The sequence below is a fragment of the Pseudomonas syringae group sp. 26L6 genome (assembly GCF_032587815.1).
GTDB classification, from domain to species: Bacteria; Pseudomonadota; Gammaproteobacteria; order Pseudomonadales; family Pseudomonadaceae; genus Aquipseudomonas; species Aquipseudomonas amygdali.
Genome location: NZ_JAWHPJ010000018.1, coordinates 145,783 through 162,429, shown reverse-complemented (window position 1 = coordinate 162,429; position 16,647 = coordinate 145,783). Strand labels below are relative to the sequence as shown.

At 58.8% G+C, this 16,647-nt stretch carries 13 protein-coding genes; 10 read left to right on the top strand and 3 right to left on the bottom strand.

Annotation, left to right across the window (positions count from 1 at the left end; genetic code table 11):
* Nucleotides 1-74 precede the first annotated feature (74 nt).
* Nucleotides 75-1,178 carry a GlxA family transcriptional regulator gene (locus RYA97_RS08380; RefSeq protein WP_002555597.1) on the bottom strand — a complete coding sequence of 368 codons (1,104 nt, stop codon included), beginning with the start codon at nucleotides 1,176-1,178 and terminating at the stop codon, nucleotides 75-77.
* Between the two features lie 780 nt (nucleotides 1,179-1,958).
* Here RYA97_RS08380 and RYA97_RS08375 point away from each other — a divergent pair.
* From RYA97_RS08375 to fdhA, 10 genes are all read left to right on the top strand, one after another.
* Nucleotides 1,959-2,906 (top strand): choline ABC transporter substrate-binding protein, encoded by a 948-nt coding sequence (locus tag RYA97_RS08375; RefSeq protein WP_002555598.1) that lies wholly within the window; start codon nucleotides 1,959-1,961, stop codon nucleotides 2,904-2,906.
* A gap of 64 nt (nucleotides 2,907-2,970) precedes the next feature.
* Nucleotides 2,971-3,819, top strand: a complete 849-nt coding sequence (gene choW, locus RYA97_RS08370; RefSeq protein WP_170846044.1) for a choline ABC transporter permease subunit — start codon at nucleotides 2,971-2,973, stop codon at nucleotides 3,817-3,819.
* Entirely contained in the window at nucleotides 3,816-4,994 is a 1,179-nt protein-coding gene (gene choV / locus RYA97_RS08365) for a choline ABC transporter ATP-binding protein (protein WP_002555600.1), read from the top strand. Before choW ends, choV begins: the two co-directional genes overlap by 4 nt.
* Before the next feature lie 269 nt (nucleotides 4,995-5,263).
* Entirely contained in the window at nucleotides 5,264-6,517 is a 1,254-nt protein-coding gene (gene glyA, locus RYA97_RS08360; RefSeq protein ID WP_316892093.1) for a serine hydroxymethyltransferase, read from the top strand.
* A gap of 17 nt (nucleotides 6,518-6,534) precedes the next feature.
* Nucleotides 6,535-7,785 carry a sarcosine oxidase subunit beta family protein gene (locus RYA97_RS08355; RefSeq protein ID WP_002555602.1) on the top strand — a complete coding sequence of 417 codons (1,251 nt, stop codon included), beginning with the start codon at nucleotides 6,535-6,537 and terminating at the stop codon, nucleotides 7,783-7,785.
* A gap of 15 nt (nucleotides 7,786-7,800) precedes the next feature.
* The gene (locus tag RYA97_RS08350) at nucleotides 7,801-8,097 is read left to right on the top strand and encodes a sarcosine oxidase subunit delta (RefSeq protein WP_002555603.1); all 297 of its coding nucleotides are present in this window, start codon (nucleotides 7,801-7,803) and stop codon (nucleotides 8,095-8,097) included.
* On the top strand, nucleotides 8,094-11,114 hold the full coding sequence (locus RYA97_RS08345) for a sarcosine oxidase subunit alpha (protein ID WP_004663381.1): 3,021 nt from the start codon (nucleotides 8,094-8,096) through the stop codon (nucleotides 11,112-11,114). The genes RYA97_RS08350 and RYA97_RS08345 overlap by 4 nt, the downstream gene beginning before the upstream one ends.
* A gap of 51 nt (nucleotides 11,115-11,165) precedes the next feature.
* Nucleotides 11,166-11,798 carry a sarcosine oxidase subunit gamma gene (locus RYA97_RS08340; RefSeq protein WP_016981551.1) on the top strand — a complete coding sequence of 211 codons (633 nt, stop codon included), beginning with the start codon at nucleotides 11,166-11,168 and terminating at the stop codon, nucleotides 11,796-11,798.
* Nucleotides 11,799-12,043: 245 nt separating this feature from the next.
* A complete protein-coding gene (purU, locus tag RYA97_RS08335; RefSeq protein WP_004655932.1) occupies nucleotides 12,044-12,901 on the top strand; it encodes a formyltetrahydrofolate deformylase in 858 nt (285 codons plus the stop codon).
* Nucleotides 12,902-12,950: 49 nt separating this feature from the next.
* Nucleotides 12,951-14,147 carry a formaldehyde dehydrogenase, glutathione-independent gene (gene fdhA / locus RYA97_RS08330; protein WP_005781155.1) on the top strand — a complete coding sequence of 399 codons (1,197 nt, stop codon included), beginning with the start codon at nucleotides 12,951-12,953 and terminating at the stop codon, nucleotides 14,145-14,147.
* 56 nt (nucleotides 14,148-14,203) lie between these two features.
* Here fdhA and RYA97_RS08325 read toward each other — a convergent pair whose 3' ends face one another.
* Entirely contained in the window at nucleotides 14,204-15,226 is a 1,023-nt protein-coding gene (locus RYA97_RS08325; protein WP_005781157.1) for an RHS repeat-associated core domain-containing protein, read from the bottom strand.
* A 237-nt stretch (nucleotides 15,227-15,463) separates the two neighbouring features.
* Nucleotides 15,464-16,510 (bottom strand): RHS repeat-associated core domain-containing protein, encoded by a 1,047-nt coding sequence (locus RYA97_RS08320; protein WP_044295362.1) that lies wholly within the window; start codon nucleotides 16,508-16,510, stop codon nucleotides 15,464-15,466.
* Nucleotides 16,511-16,647: the final 137 nt, after the last annotated feature.

The following is a 16,647-nucleotide window of genomic DNA, read 5'->3' as shown; positions in this document are numbered from 1 at the left end:
ATCCCGACTATCGTGCGACGCTCCGCGTCGCATGCCTTTCCGGACGCTCCGCGTCCTCTTGTGGCGTAGGGCGACTAAAGCCTCACACTCGCAAACGTCGATTCATTACGCGCCTGACTCAACGCCGACATCGGTCCGGACAATGGGGCGAGCACCATTGCCTGCGGGATCGGCATCATGGCGACCTGTTGCGCGGTGTTGGAACCCACGCGCTCGTCACGCGGCGGAATGCCGAAGTATTCGCGGTAGCATTTGGAGAAGTGTGGCGTCGATACGAAGCCGCACACCGACGCCACTTCGATGATCGACATCGGTGTCTGCTTGAGCAGTTGCCGGGCGCGGATCAGGCGCAGTTTCAGGTAGTAGCGCGACGGCGAGCAGTGCAGGTATTTCTGGAACAGTCGCTCTAGCTGCCTGCGCGACACGGCGACGTACACCGCCAGCTCGTCAAGGTCGATCGGCTCTTCAAGATTGGCCTCCATCAACGCCACAATTTCCTGCAGCTTTGGCTGATTGGTACCCAGCATGTGCTTGAGCGGCACGCGCTGATGATCCTGTTCGTTGCGAATGCGTTCGTAGACGAACATCTCGGAAATCGCGGCCGACAACTCACGACCATGATCGCGGCTGATCAGGTGCAGCATCATGTCCAATGGCGCCGTGCCACCCGAGCTGGTGAAGCGGTTACGGTCCAGGGTGAACAGCCGGGTGCTCATCGACACGCGTGGAAAGGCTTCCTGCATTGAAGCCAGACACTCCCAATGCACACTGCAATCGAAGCCATCCAGCAAGCCGGCACACGCCAGCGCCCAACTGCCGGTGCACACCGCGCCGAGGCGACGTGACTGACGTGCCTGGCTCTGCAGCCAGCTCACGTGTTCACGCGTCACGGTGCGCTGAATGCCGACACCACCACAGACGATGACGGTATCGAGTGCCGGAGCCTTGTGCATGGCGGCATCCGGTGTGATCTGCAAACCGTCACTGGCCCACACCTGACCGCCGTCCACGCTCAGCGTGGTCCAGCGATACAACTCGCGGCCCGATAGCTGGTTAGCCATACGAAGAGGTTCTACCGCCGATGCGAGGGAGATCAGGGTGAAGTTATCCAGCAGCAGAAAGCCGATGGATTGTGGCGCGCGGTTCTGAGGTTGGGCCCCTTGATTGAACGATGTCATCACACTATCTCCTCACATATGGCATTGGTTGGCCCCAGGACAGGCTCTTCTTATAGCCCTCTTCATTGATGGGCTTTGTGATGACATCGCAAATCCCATGCCGGAAATTGATCAGCCATTCAACAACACCTGAAAACGACGTCGCGAAGTGTCTATCCAGCAGCGACCCGAGTGTCTGTTTGCGACGCCAAGGCGCGCTGGCCGCACTCCTGATGAGCAATTCGGTAGCACACGGGGAAACGCCATGGGGCTAGACGTGCCCCAAGTGCTACTCAAGGCACGCCCTGAAAAATCAGGTCGTCAGCGGGTTTTCGCGCTAAAAGGTGGCGGCCATCGAGGCGTGTGATCAAAAACCGCGCAGCCATCAAAAGTGATTGTCAGACCTGACGACACGACCGCACGGGCTGACCCGATAATGAACTTGTCGGCGTTACCCCCCTCCAAAAGACCGCGTTCGCGCAGGCACCGACCTGCCAACCGACCGCTGCCGACCTGCGCAGCGACTGTGTAACGTACTGGCCGTTTTTCAGCAGTCCCAACACTGCAACCGGGCGTGTGTACGATGCAACGAATCTGTAAGCGACCTTGCGCGCACTGGATACGACGCCTCCTGCACTGGATACGACGCCCCCTGTAGGCGTTTGATTTTCCCTGTTACATGATCGGTTCCGACTCGATCGCCCGGCGCAGTGATGGAGCTTCGCGAAAAGCCTCGCCAACCCATAAGCCGCGTCAGCGTTCACCTGCTGATGACTAGAAGAAATTCACAGGAGTCCACCCATGAAAGGTTCCAAATCGTTGCTGTTGGCCGCTACGCTCTGTATGCCGGTGCTTGCTCAGGCAGCCGAGCCAGAGGCCTGTCATACGGTCAACTTCTCCGACGTAGGCTGGACCGATATCACCGTTACTACTGCGGTCACCAGCGCCGTACTCGAGTCCCTGGGTTACACGACCAAGACCACCATGATTTCCGTACCGGTGACCTACAAGTCGCTGGCCGACGGCAAGAACATGGACGTGTTCCTCGGCAACTGGATGCCGACCATGGAAAACGACATCAAGCCGTATCGCGAAGCCGGGACTGTCGAAACCGTGCGTGCCAACCTGGAGAACGCCAAGTACACCCTGGCAGTGCCTCAGGCGCTCTACGACAAAGGCCTGCATGACTTCGCCGACATCGCCAAATTCAAGAAGGAACTGGGCGGCAAGATCTACGGCATCGAGCCCGGCAATGATGGCAATCGCCTGATCCAGAGCATGATCGACAAGAACGCCTTCGGCCTGAAAGATGCAGGCTTCAAGGTTGTAGAGTCCAGCGAAGCCGCAATGCTTTCGCAGGTCGACCGCGCCGTGAAACGCAAAAACGACGTCGTGTTCCTCGGCTGGGAACCGCATCCGATGAACACGCGTTTCAAGATGAAATATCTGACTGGCGGTGATGACTTCTTCGGCCCCAACTATGGCCAGGCGACCATCTACACCAACACCCGCAAAGGCTACAGTCAGGAATGCAGCAACGTAGGTCAGTTGCTCAAGAACCTGTCCTTCACACTGGACATGGAAAGCACCCTGATGGGCAACGTCCTGGACGACAAAATGAAGCCTGATGCCGCCGCCAAGGCGTGGATCAAGAAAAACCCGCAAGTACTCGACACCTGGCTCGCCGGCGTGACCACCGTCGATGGCAAGCCAGGCCTGGAGGCAGCCAAAGCCAAGTTGACCCAGTAAGCCGACAGCAGGCGGGGCTGACCCGCCTGCTGCCCTCTTCACCTTCCGCAAGCGGACACCCGAAATCATGCTGACTGACCATAAAATCCCTCTGGGCGAGTACATCGCCGCATTTGTCGATTGGTTGACGGCCAACGGCGCCGACTACTTCGACGCGATTGCCTCGACACTGGAAATGATGATCCACGGGTTCACTTTCGCGCTGACCTGGTTCAATCCATTCGTACTGATCGGCCTTATCGCCGCCCTCGCGCATTTCATCCAGCGCAAGTGGGGCCTGACGGTTTTCGTCATCCTTTCGTTTCTGCTGATCCTCAACCTGCATTACTGGCAGGAAACCATGGAAACCCTGGCGCAGGTGCTCTTCGCCACGCTGGTGTGTGTCGTCATCGGCGTGCCGCTGGGCATCATTGCCGCGCACAAGCCGCTGTTCTACACCATCATCCGGCCATTGCTCGATCTGATGCAGACTGTTCCCACGTTCGTCTATCTGATCCCGACACTCACGCTATTCGGTCTGGGCGTAGTGCCCGGCCTGATCTCGACCGTGGTCTTCGCCATTGCTGCACCGATTCGCCTGACGTATCTGGGCATCCGCGATGTACCCCAGGAATTGCTGGACGCCGGCAAGGCCTTCGGCTCGTCGCGCCGCCAGTTGCTGACCCGTATCGAACTGCCCTACGCCATGCCCAGCATCGCTGCCGGGATCACCCAGTGCATCATGCTGTCGTTGTCGATGGTGGTGATTGCCGCGCTGGTCGGTGCCGATGGTCTGGGCAAACCCGTGGTCAACGCACTGAACACAGCCGATATCGCGCTCGGCTTCGAAGCCGGTCTGGCAATCGTATTGCTGGCCATCATGCTCGACCGTATCTGCAAACAACCCGAAGCCAAGGTAGGGTCCGACGCATGAGTATCATCAAATTCGACAAGGTAGACGTCATCTTCTCCAAGGACCCGCGTGAAGCCCTCAAGCTGCTGGACGAAGGCCTCACGCGTGACCAGATTCTGAAGAAAACCGGGCAGATCGTCGGCGTCGAGAACGCCAGTCTGGACATCGAGAAAGGCGAAATCTGCGTGTTGATGGGCTTGTCCGGCTCGGGTAAATCCAGCCTGTTGCGCTGCATCAACGGCCTCAATACCGTCAGCCGTGGCTCGTTGTTCGTCGAGCATGAAGGCTCGCAGATCAACATCGCCAACTGCAGCGCGGCCGAACTGAAAATGATGCGCACCAAACGCATTGCGATGGTCTTCCAGAAGTTCGCCCTGATGCCCTGGCTGACAGTACGCGAGAACATCAGCTTCGGCCTGGAAATGCAGGGTCGCCCGGAAAAGGAACGACGCAAGCTGGTCGATGAAAAGCTCGAGCTGGTGGGCCTGACACAGTGGCGCAACAAGAAACCGGACGAGCTGTCCGGCGGCATGCAGCAGCGAGTCGGGCTGGCCCGCGCACTGGCAATGGATGCCGACATTCTGCTGATGGACGAACCGTTCTCGGCGCTTGACCCGCTCATCCGCCAAGGCTTGCAGGACGAACTGCTGGCCCTGCAAAGCAAGCTGAGCAAGACCATCGTCTTCGTCAGCCACGACCTGGATGAAGCCCTGAAGCTCGGCAGCCGGATCGCCATCATGAAAGATGGCCGCATCGTGCAATACAGCGTGCCAGAGCAGATCGTGCTCAATCCGGCAGACGAATACGTGCGCACCTTCGTTGCACACACCAACCCACTGAACGTGCTGTGTGGTCGCAGCCTGATGCGCACGGTCGATGAGTGCACGCACGTCAACGATTCGGTGTGCCTGGACCCGAGCGGCGACTCATGGCTCGACCTGGCCGAAGGCAATGTGATCAAGGGCGCACGGCAAGGTGCTACGCCCCTCGATCTGCAGAACTGGACCCCCGGCCAGGACGTCGGCACGCTCGACCGTCGCCCTACCCTGGTGCACTCCAACATCGGCATGCGCGACGCATTGCAGATCCGCTACCAGACCGGCAACAAGCTGGTCCTGCAGGACGGCAACAAAGTGGTCGGCATTCTCGGGGATACCGAGCTGTATCACGCACTGCTGGGCAAAAACCACGGCTAAGGCCTGAAAATTAAAGTCTGAAACCGACAAGCCCGCTTCTCTGTGCTGGAATCACTCCAGCCGGGAGCGGGCTTTTTCGTTTGCGGCCTCGTCACCGCGCAACGCCTCTTCTGCTATTTCCGTTCCCTTGGCCCCCATGTCGTAAACGCACCTTTGTGTGGCGTCCATAGGCATTTGGCGACTTCGGTCCGGCCCTACCATCGCTCTCAGAGGGCTCTGTTCGGCCCTAACGACAAGTCAGGCGCCGCGCCGCCGCTGGGAGATCCGCGATGTTCAGCAAGCAAGACCAGATCCAGGGTTATGACGACGCACTGTTGTCGGCAATGAACGCCGAGGAGCAGCGTCAGGAAGACCATATCGAGCTGATCGCCTCGGAGAACTACACCAGCAAACGCGTGATGCAGGCGCAGGGCAGCGGCCTGACCAACAAGTACGCAGAGGGCTACCCTGGCAAGCGTTACTACGGCGGCTGCGAGCACGTCGACAAGGTCGAGCAACTGGCCATCGAGCGCGCCAAACAGCTGTTCGGGGCCGATTATGCCAACGTCCAGCCACACTCCGGCAGCCAGGCCAACGCAGCGGTCTATCTGGCGTTGCTGCAAGCAGGCGACACTGTATTGGGCATGAGCCTGGCGCACGGCGGTCATCTGACCCACGGTGCCAAGGTCAGCTTCTCGGGCAAACTCTACAACGCCGTGCAGTACGGCATCGACACCACCACCGGGCTGATCGATTACGACGAAGTCGAACGCATCGCCGTCGAATGCCAGCCGAAAATGATCATTGCCGGTTTCTCGGCCTACTCGAAGACGCTGGATTTTCCGCGCTTCCGTGAAATCGCCGACAAGGTAGGTGCCTACCTGTTCGTCGACATGGCGCACGTTGCAGGTCTGGTGGCTGCCGGTCTCTATCCGAACCCGCTGCCGTATGCCGATGTGGTCACCACCACCACGCACAAGACACTGCGTGGCCCACGCGGCGGCCTGATTCTCGCCAAGGCCAACGAAGAGCTGGAGAAGAAATTCAATTCCGCCGTCTTCCCCGGCGGTCAGGGCGGCCCGCTGATGCACGTTATCGCCGCCAAGGCCGTGTGCTTCAAGGAAGCGATGGAGCCAGGTTTCAAGGCTTATCAACAGCAGGTCATCGACAACGCACAAGCGATGGCGCAGGTATTCATCGACCGCGGCTTCGATGTGGTTTCAGGCGGGACCGACAACCATTTGTTTCTGGTCAGCCTGATTCGTCAGGGCCTGACCGGCAAGGACGCCGACGCGGCACTGGGCCGTGCGCACATCACCGTCAACAAGAACTCGGTGCCCAACGACCCGCAGTCGCCGTTCGTGACCTCCGGTCTGCGCATAGGCACGCCGGCCGTCACCACCCGCGGCTTCAAGGTGACCCAATGCGTCGAGCTGGCGGGCTGGATCTGCGACATTCTCGATAACCTCGGTGATGCCGATGCCGAGGCCAACGTCGCCAGCCAGGTAGCAGCCTTGTGCGCCGATTTCCCGGTTTATCGCTGAGTCAGGAGTAGCCTTACATGCAGCATTACTCAGGCTTCGGCCTTCTCAAGCATTCCCTCAGCCATCACGAAAACTGGCAGCGCATGTGGCGCACGCCGACCCCGAAAAAGGTCTACGACGTGGTCATCGTCGGCGGTGGCGGGCACGGTCTGGCGACTGCCTACTATCTGGCCAAGGAGCACGGCATCACCAATGTGGCCGTGGTCGAGAAAGGCTGGCTGGGCGGCGGCAACACCGCACGTAACACCACCATCGTGCGCTCCAACTACCTGTGGGACGAGTCGGCCCACCTTTATGAGCACGCGATGAAACTGTGGGAAGGCCTGTCCCAGGACCTGAACTACAACGTCATGTTTTCCCAGCGCGGCGTCTACAACCTGTGCCACACCTTGCAGGACATGCGCGACTCCGAGCGGCGTGTCAGCGCCAACCGCCTGAACGGTGTAGATGGCGAACTGCTCAACGGCAAGCAGGTCGCTGAGGAAATCCCATACCTGGACTGCTCGAAAAACACCCGCTACCCGATCATCGGCGCAACCGTTCAGCGCCGTGGCGGCGTAGCTCGTCACGACGCAGTGGCCTGGGGCTTTGCGCGTGCCGCCGACGCCTTGGGCGTGGACCTTATCCAGCAGACCGAAGTCATCGGCTTTCGCAAGGAAAACGGCGTGTGCATCGGCGTCGAAACCAACAAGGGTTTCATCGGTGCCAAACGTGTCGGCGTGGTAACCGCCGGTAACTCCGGGCACATGGCCAAACTGGCGGGCTTTCGTCTGCCGATCGAATCACATCCTTTGCAGGCACTGGTCTCCGAGCCGATCAAGCCGATTATCGACAGCGTCATCATGTCCAACGCCGTGCACGGCTACATCAGTCAATCCGACAAGGGCGACCTGGTGATCGGTGCCGGTATCGACAGTTGGGTCGGTTATGGCCAGCGTGGCTCTTACCCGGTGATCGAACACACTATTCAGGCCATCGTTGAGATGTTTCCGGTGCTGTCGCGTGTGCGCATGAACCGCCAGTGGGGCGGCATCGTCGACACCACGCCGGACGCCTGCCCGATCATTTCCAAGACGCCGGTGCCGAACATGTTCTTCAACTGCGGCTGGGGCACAGGCGGCTTCAAGGCCACGCCGGGCTCGGGCAACGTGTTTGCCGCCAGTCTGGCCAAAGGCGAGATGCACCCGCTGGCCAAACCGTTCTCCATCGACCGTTTCCACAACGGCGCGCTCATCGACGAACACGGCGCTGCAGCCGTAGCCCACTAACAGGAGAACCCGACCATGCTGCATATCTTCTGTCCTCACTGTGGCGAACTGCGCTCCGAAGAGGAATTCCACCCGTCCGGCCAGGCGCATATTCCACGCCCGCTGGACCCAGGTGCCTGCACCGATGAGCAATGGGGCGACTACATGTTCTTTCGCGATAACCCGCGCGGCCTGCACCACGAGCTGTGGATACACGCTGCCGGTTGCCGCCAGTACTTCAACATGACGCGCAATACCGTGACCTACGAGATTCTCGAAACCTATCCGATTGGTACGAAGCCGCAGTTCACGGATCAGGGAGACAAGGTATGAGCCAGACCCAGCGCCTGCCCAACGGCGGCCGTATCAATCGCAGCAAGGTGCTCAACTTCACCTTCAACGGCCAGACCTATCAGGGCTTTGAAGGCGACTCGCTGGCCTCTGCCCTGCTGGCCAATGGCGTCGATATCATCGGCCGCAGTTTCAAATACTCCCGCCCGCGCGGCATCTTCGCAGCGGGTTCGGAAGAGCCAAACGCCGTGTTGCAGATCGGCGCGACCGAAGCGACGCAAATCCCCAACGTGCGCGCCACGCAACAAGCGCTCTATGCAGGACTGGTCGCCACCAGCACCAACGGCTGGCCAAGCGTGAACACCGACGTCATGGGCATTTTGGGCAAGGTCGGTGGCAAGCTGATGCCACCGGGCTTCTACTACAAAACCTTCATGTACCCGCAATCGTTCTGGATGACTTACGAAAAGTACATCCGCAAGGCTGCGGGCCTGGGGCGCTCGCCGACCGAGAACGATCCGGACAGCTATGACGCGATGAACCAGCACTGTGACGTGCTGATCGTAGGCGCTGGCCCTGCCGGCCTGGCCGCCGCGCTGGCTGCGGGCCGCAGTGGTGCCCGAGTGATCGTTGCGGATGAACAGGAGGAGTTCGGCGGCAGTCTGCTCGACAGCCGTGAAAGTCTCGATGGCAAACCCGCTGCCGAATGGGTGGCTACGGTGGTCGCCGAGCTGAAAAGCCTGCGCAACGTGACACTGCTGCCGCGCGCCACGGTCAACGGCTACCACGATCACAATTTCCTGACCATTCACGAACGTCTGACCGATCACCTCGGTGATCGCGCGCCCATCGGCATGGTTCGCCAACGCATGCACCGGGTACGCGCCAAGCGCGTGGTGCTGGCTGCCGGTACTCATGAGCGCCCGCTGGTTTACGGCAACAACGATGTGCCGGGCAACATGCTGGCCGGCGCCGTTTCGACCTATGTCCGGCGTTACGGCGTAGCACCGGGTAAAAAACTGGTGCTGTCCACCAACAACGACCATGCCTACCGCGTTGCGCTGGACTGGCTCGACGCCAGCCTGCAAGTGGTTGCGATTGCCGATGCGCGGCACAACCCGCGCGGCCCGCTGGTTGAGGAAGCCCGCGCCAAAGGCATTCGCATTCTGACCGGCAGCGCAGTGATTGAAGCGCGTGGCAGCAAACGCGTGACAGCTGCCCGCGTCGCCGCAATCGACGTCAAGGCGCACACCGTCACCAGCCCCGGCGAATGGCTTGAGTGCGATCTGGTGGCCAGCTCCGGCGGCTACAGCCCGATTGTGCACCTGGCCTCGCACTTGGGTGGCAAGCCGGTATGGCGTGAGGACATCCTCGGGTTTGTACCGGGCGAAGCACCGCAGAAACGTATCTGCGTAGGCGGCGTCAACGGCGTCTACAGTCTGGCAGACAGCCTGGCCGATGGTTTTGAAGGTGGCGTGCGCGCGGCCAGCGAAGCAGGCTTCAAGGTGGTCGAAGGCGTGATGCCCAAAGCCCTCAGTCGCGCTGAAGAACCGACACTGGCGCTGTTTCAGGTGCCGCACGAGAAAGGCACCGCTCGGGCCCCCAAGCAATTCGTCGACCTGCAGAACGACGTGACCGCTGCCGCCATCGAGCTGGCGACCCGTGAAGGTTTCGAGTCGGTCGAGCACGTAAAACGCTACACCGCGCTGGGTTTCGGTACTGATCAGGGCAAGCTGGGCAACGTCAACGGTCTGGCCATCGCCGCCCGTTCACTGAACGTGTCGATCCCGGAAATGGGCACCACCATGTTCCGTCCCAACTACACGCCGGTCACGTTCGGCGCGATAGCCGGGCGTCATTGCAAGCACATCTTCGAACCGGTGCGTTTCACCGCACTGCACGCCTGGCATGTCAAAAACGGTGCCGAATTCGAAGACGTCGGCCAGTGGAAACGCCCGTGGTACTTCCCGAAAAACGGTGAAGACCTGCCCGCAGCCGTCGCTCGCGAATGCAAGGCTGTGCGTGACAGTGTGGGTCTGCTGGACGCTTCGACGCTGGGCAAAATCGACATTCAAGGCCCGGATGCCCGCGAATTCCTCAACCGCATCTACACCAATGCGTGGACCAAACTGGACGTGGGCAAGGCTCGCTACGGCCTGATGTGCAAGGAAGACGGCATGGTCTTCGATGATGGCGTGACTGCCTGCCTCGCCGACAACCACTTCCTGATGACTACCACCACAGGCGGCGCTGCACGCGTCCTGCAATGGCTGGAAATCTATCAGCAGACCGAATGGCCGGACCTGAAAGTGTATTTCACCTCAGTGACCGATCACTGGGCGACGCTGACGCTGTCCGGCCCCAACAGCCGCAAGCTGCTCAGCGAAGTCACCGATATCGACCTGGGCCGTGAAGCCTTCCCGTTCATGACCTGGAAGGAAGGTCTGGTCGCCGGTGTGCCAGCTCGCGTATTCCGTATCTCGTTTACCGGTGAGCTGTCCTACGAGGTCAACATTCAGGCTGACTACGCCATGGGCGTTCTGGAAAAGATCGCCGAGGCAGGCAAACAGTACAACCTGACGCCTTACGGCACTGAAACCATGCACGTACTGCGCGCCGAAAAGGGCTTCATCATCGTTGGCCAGGACACCGATGGTTCGATGACTCCGGACGACCTGAACATGGGCTGGTGTGTCGGCCGGACCAAGCCATTCTCGTGGATCGGCTGGCGCGGCATGAATCGCGAAGACTGTGTACGCGAACAGCGCAAGCAACTGGTCGGCCTCAAGCCTGTCGACCCGACCAAATGGCTGCCAGAGGGTGCGCAACTGGTGTTCGATACCAAACAGACGATCCCGATGAGCATGGTTGGCCATGTGACTTCCAGCTATGCACACAACTCGCTGGGCTATTCGTTTGCGATGGGCGTGGTCAAAGGCGGCCTGGCGCGCATGGGAGAGCGGGTGTTCGCGCCTCTGGCAGACGGCAGCGTGATCGAAGCCGAGATCGTTTCCTCGGTGTTCTTCGATCCAAAGGGTGAGCGCCAGAATGTCGAGTAACACACGGAGCGCCGATCATAAGCAGCACACAGAATTCAAGGCAGGTGATTCATGACCACAGCGAACGTTTACCAGCAGCGCCCGACCACCGATGTCAAAGCCGAGTCGCCGCTGTTCCACGCAAACCTCGACAGCCTGATCGGCAAGGGGCGCGCCAGCCCCGGCGTGTTCCTGCGCGAGAAAAAGCTGCTGGGCCACCTGACGATTCGTGGCAATGCCCACGATCCGGCCTTCGCCGCAGGCGTACACAAGGCGCTTGGCATGGAGCTTCCCGCCGCACTGATGCTGGTGGTCAACGGCGAAAGCTCACTGCAATGGCTTGGCCCGGATGAATGGCTGCTGATCGTGCCGAGCGGCGAAGAGTTCGCGGCAGAGCAAAAGCTGCGAGAGGCGCTGACCGGGCTGCATATCTCCATCGTCAACGTCAGTGGCGGCCAGTCGATCCTCGAACTGACCGGTCCGAAAGTGCGCCAGGTATTGATGAAGTCCACCAGCTACGACGTGCACCCGGACAACTTCCCGGTGGGCAAGGCCGTCGGCACGGTGTTCGCCAAATCACAACTGGTGATCCGCCGTACCGGTGAAGAAACCTGGGAGCTGCTGGTCCGCCGCAGCTTCTCGGATTACTGGTGGCTGTGGTTGCAGGATGCGAGTGCCGAGTACGGGCTGAGCATTCAGGCGTGAAGAGCCTGGAACCGGGGCTGAAACCGCAGCGTCGGTCTCAATGAAGACTCCAGAGGGAGAGGCCTGTGGGAGCGGACTTGTCCGCGAAGACGGTAGTCCAGACATTTCCGGTGAATGTACCGCCCCCTTCGCGAACAAGCGAAGCGTCGCCCGGTACGCTCCCACAAGATTTGTGTATAACGCGGAGCATTGGCACAAGAGTCAGCCGTATCTGTGGATAACGAACATTCAGGAGCTTTGATTCAATGAGCCGCGCGCCCGATACGTGGATTTTAACCGCCGACTGCCCCAGTGTACTGGGCACGGTAGATGCGGTGACCCGCTTCCTGTTCGAGCAGGGCTGCTACGTCACTGAGCACCACTCCTTCGATGATCGCCTGTCAGGGCGTTTCTTCATACGCGTGGAATTTCGTCAGCCCCAGGCTTTCGACGAACAGGCTTTCCGGGCCGGGCTGAGCGAACGAGGCGAAGCCTTCGGCATGATCTTCGAACTCACAGCACCCAACTACCGCCCAAAAGTGGTGATCATGGTTTCAAAAGCCGATCACTGCCTGAACGATCTGCTCTATCGCCAGCGTATCAATCAACTGTCCATGGACGTGGTCGCGGTGGTGTCCAATCACCCGGATCTTGAGCCATTGGCTGGCTGGCACGGTATTCCGTACTACCATTTCCCTCTGGACCCGAACGACAAGCCTGCGCAGGAAGCGAAGGTCTGGCAGGTGATCGAAGAGTCCGGCGCAGAGCTGGTGATTCTCGCCCGCTACATGCAGGTCCTTTCACCCGATCTATGCAGAAAACTGGACGGCAAGGCGATCAACATCCACCACTCGCTGTTGCCCGGTTTCAAGGGTGCCAAGCCTTACCATCAGGCTTACAACAAGGGTGTGAAACTGGTGGGTGCCACCGCACATTACATCAACAACGATCTGGACGAAGGTCCGATCATTGCTCAAGGCGTGGAAGTGGTTGATCACAGCCACTATCCCGAAGACCTGATTGCCAAAGGTCGAGACATCGAAGGTCTGACACTGGCCCGCGCAGTGGGCTATCACATTGAACGGCGGGTGTTTCTCAACGCCAACAGGACGGTGGTTTTATAGCTGCAACTGCTTCTCTCTGCTCCACCACAATAAAAGCGAGGTGACATGTATGTCTGGTAATCGCGGTGTAGTGTATCTCGGCGCTGGCAAGGTCGAAGTGCAATCAATCCCCTTCCCGAAAATGGAAGACCCACGCGGCAAGCGCATCGAACACGGCGTGATCCTGCGCGTAGTCTCCACCAATATCTGCGGCTCGGACCAACACATGGTGCGTGGTCGCACGACGGCGCAAACCGGGTTGGTCCTGGGTCATGAAATCACCGGCGAGGTGCTGGAAGCCGGGCGCGACGTGGAACATCTGAAAGTCGGTGATCTGGTTTCTGTGCCGTTCAACGTGGCCTGCGGTCGCTGCCGCAGTTGCAAGGAACAGAACACCGGCGTCTGCCTGACGGTCAACCCGGCCCGCCCCGGCGGTGCATACGGCTACGTCGACATGGGCGACTGGGTCGGCGGTCAGGCTGAATACGTCCTGGTGCCTTACGCTGACTTCAACCTGCTCAAACTGCCAGACCGCGACGCGGCGATGGAGAAAATCCGCGACCTGACCTGCCTGTCCGACATCCTGCCCACCGGCTACCACGGTGCAGTGACTGCCGGGGTTGGCCCTGGCAGCACGGTTTACGTAGCAGGCGCTGGCCCGGTCGGCCTGGCTGCGGCGGCGTCAGCACGCTTGTTGGGCGCGGCGGTGGTAATCGTCGGCGACGTCAACCCGAAACGCCTAGTCCACGCCAAGGCCCAAGGCTTCGAAATTGCTGACCTGTCCCTGGACACGCCACTGCACGAACAGATCGCTGCCCTGCTCGGCGAGCCTGAAGTGGATTGCGCCATCGACGCCGTAGGCTTCGAAGCACGCGGTCACGGCCATGCTGGCGCTCAGGCCGAAGCACCCGCCACCGTTCTCAACTCGTTGATGGGCGTGGTGCGCGTCGCAGGCAAGATCGGCATCCCCGGCCTGTACGTCACCGAAGACCCAGGTGCCGTAGACGCTGCCGCAAAAATGGGCAGCCTGAGCATTCGCTTCGGCCTGGGCTGGGCCAAATCCCACAGCTTCCACACCGGCCAGACCCCGGTCATGAAATACAACCGCCAGCTGATGCAGGCAATCATGTGGGACCGCATCAAGATCGCCGACATAGTGGGGGTCGAGGTGATCAGTCTGGATGAGGCTCCGCGGGGTTATGGCGAGTTTGATTCGGGCGTGCCGAAGAAGTTTGTGATTGATCCGCATGGGTTGTTTGGTGCCTAACTGAAAAAAACGCTTGCCCATTTCGCCTCTCAATAAAAGGCCGAGCAATCGGTCTTTTATTCCGTCCGCCTTATTCTGTTTGACGTCCTGGATATCCTTAACTTACTCTTACTATAGGGTGGCGGAAGCTGCGTCGCAAAGTCGTAACTGGGGGGTGGCGCCCCGGTTAGCGTCCTTGAAACGCTCAAAAATCTCTTTTCAAGAAGCTTATAGCTTTCGATAAACTCTATAGGCGGGGAAATACCTTGAAGCGCATATGTCCTCTTCCAAAATTCCGCTAGATTAAAATTGTATTCCAACGCGCCGTATTTTCTATACGCGTCGTCGACAACAAGATTTTGCCTCGACTTATTTATTATCTTTCCAGGATGATTTAGCTCTTGCGTAGTTAATCCCGACCTACCAGCCAATGAAGTTTCGGATAATGAACCCACGGTAGAATCAACTCCTGGACTGCGACTCGAACCCACTGAAACAAGTTCAGCAGACGATGAGCCGCCTATAGTAAGAGTTGATTTCTTTTTGGCTTTTATTATCTTTAAAGCAAGCATGAATGGATTAAACATATGCCCAGTCAAATCGATCCGATTAACCGGATCCCCCCCACAGTACCCATACGCATTCACCCCACCCTCACCAAACGGGCTCAGACTGTCCGGGCTGTTGAACCTCATCAACACCGGGTTAAACGCCCGATACCCATTCCCCAGCAAATAGTGCCCCGTCACCGGGTCAACCCGCTGGCCAGTAAAGCCCGGCAGGCTTGCGCGGCCTGAAGGATGACGATGTCCGTAAGGCGTGTAGGCAAACTCCAACCCCTGAGCGGCAATCACTGACTGCTGTTGATCCGTCGCCAACAACGTGCCGTCGCGCTGATTATTTTCTGCACTCAGGCACGCCAGCAAATGCTCATCCGTGCGCATAAGAGTGTGCTGGACCTGCCCCTGAATCTGCGTAGCCAAGAGTGTCTTCTGATAAAAAAGGCAAGTGCTGCCCTGCCCCGCGGCCGAACAATCGGCCAGGCGATCCAATGGATCGTAGCGATAAACACAGAGCACGGATTGCCCAGACGAAGCCATGGCTTCACTCCTTGAAGTCACCCATTGCAGCAAGTCTGGGCTGACTATCTACTTGCGCCCAGCTAGCAGAACTACTAGGTGCCAGGCCGAAAGGCGCTGAACACAGTCATGCCGGCGCACAGACCGAAGCGCCCTTCACTCATTGATGGGCGTGACTTAAACACAACAAAACTTATTATCAGCGTCATGGTTAAAAGGCGCTCCGCCTACCCCTTTAACCAACTGGGTGGTTGGCCATTATCGGAATCGATTTGACGCGCCCGCCCGCTTCTCGATAGTGCCATTGCCACCTCTAAGACGCTCAACCGCACGTCTATAATAGTCAAGATTATTCTTTACAGCATACGGTACAAAATCACCTCTACCAATATATGATTCATTTGTCAGGACCAGTTCATCACGCCGTCTTTTAGCTTCATGAATGTCTACATCTTCACCTTCTATCCTCAGGTAACTTTTTCGAGCAGGAACGAATGGTGGAGCATTGCTGGGCGGCCCTTTCTTTGGAGGGATGGGCGGTGGGACATTGCTCGGCAGTCCTTTCTTGGGAGGGCGGGGTGGTGGGGCAACAAATTGTGACCTATCGATAATACCAGATGCAGACATATGCGAGCTCACCGAGTTAGTTGAAGTAGTTACCTGTGTGGACCCGAAACTCTCGACAGGATCAAGCAACGGGGAAGATAGAGAATCCTGGCTACCGTTTCGACCAAGTAAGCGCTTTTTCACACTGCTTGCTCTTTTCAAAATGTTCATTAAAAACGTTGGCCAATGTCCGCCCGGATCAACCCGATTAACCGGGTCCTCCTCACAATACGCATACGCATTCAACCCGCCCTCGCCAAACGGGCTCAAACTGTCCGGACTATTGAACCTCATCAACACCGGATTAAAAGCCCTGTACCCATTGCCCAGCAAATAATGCCCTGTAATCGGGTCAAGCCGCTGGCCGGTAAAGCCCGGCAGGCTTGCGGGACCTGAAGGGTAACGATGGCCGTAAGGCGTATAAGCAAACGCCAAACCCTGTGCCGCGATCACGGACTGCTGTTGGTCCGTCGCCAGTAACAGACAATCGTTCTGGTTGTTTTCCACACTCAGGTGAGCCAGCAAATGCTCGTCCGTACGCAGAAGCGTGTGCTGTATCTGCCCCTGAATTTGCGTCGCCAAGCGATTCTGCTGATAAAAGAACCGGGCGCTCCCCTGCGCCGCAGGCGAGCAGTCGGCCAAGCGATCCGTTGCGTCGTAATGGTAAGTGCAGAGCACTACAGGGCTGGCAGAAGACATGAACATCACCTGCGGCAATCGATGATAGAACCGTAATTCTGGGCGTGTGATCTCGTGCTGCACAGCTAGCAGAAATGCTAGGGAGCCCATCTCGTCTGCCAGAGCCGATTCAGGCAAATGAAATAACTGCCTGTCTT

Bases quoted from the DNA above. Each gene is read 5' to 3' on its own strand.
- fdhA (WP_005781155.1), top strand. From the start codon at position 12,951: ATGTCTGGTAATCGCGGTGTAGTGTATCTCGGCGCTGGCAAGGTCGAA.
- RYA97_RS08340 (WP_016981551.1), top strand. From the start codon at position 11,166: ATGACCACAGCGAACGTTTACCAGCAGCGCCCGACCACCGATGTCAAA.
- RYA97_RS08320 (WP_044295362.1), bottom strand. From the start codon at position 16,510: ATGTCTTCTGCCAGCCCTGTAGTGCTCTGCACTTACCATTACGACGCA.
- choV (WP_002555600.1), top strand. From the start codon at position 3,816: ATGAGTATCATCAAATTCGACAAGGTAGACGTCATCTTCTCCAAGGAC.
- RYA97_RS08325 (WP_005781157.1), bottom strand. From the start codon at position 15,226: ATGGCTTCGTCTGGGCAATCCGTGCTCTGTGTTTATCGCTACGATCCA.
- RYA97_RS08345 (WP_004663381.1), top strand. From the start codon at position 8,094: ATGAGCCAGACCCAGCGCCTGCCCAACGGCGGCCGTATCAATCGCAGC.
- glyA (WP_316892093.1), top strand. From the start codon at position 5,264: ATGTTCAGCAAGCAAGACCAGATCCAGGGTTATGACGACGCACTGTTG.
- RYA97_RS08355 (WP_002555602.1), top strand. From the start codon at position 6,535: ATGCAGCATTACTCAGGCTTCGGCCTTCTCAAGCATTCCCTCAGCCAT.
- RYA97_RS08375 (WP_002555598.1), top strand. From the start codon at position 1,959: ATGAAAGGTTCCAAATCGTTGCTGTTGGCCGCTACGCTCTGTATGCCG.
- purU (WP_004655932.1), top strand. From the start codon at position 12,044: ATGAGCCGCGCGCCCGATACGTGGATTTTAACCGCCGACTGCCCCAGT.
- RYA97_RS08350 (WP_002555603.1), top strand. From the start codon at position 7,801: ATGCTGCATATCTTCTGTCCTCACTGTGGCGAACTGCGCTCCGAAGAG.
- RYA97_RS08380 (WP_002555597.1), bottom strand. From the start codon at position 1,178: ATGACATCGTTCAATCAAGGGGCCCAACCTCAGAACCGCGCGCCACAA.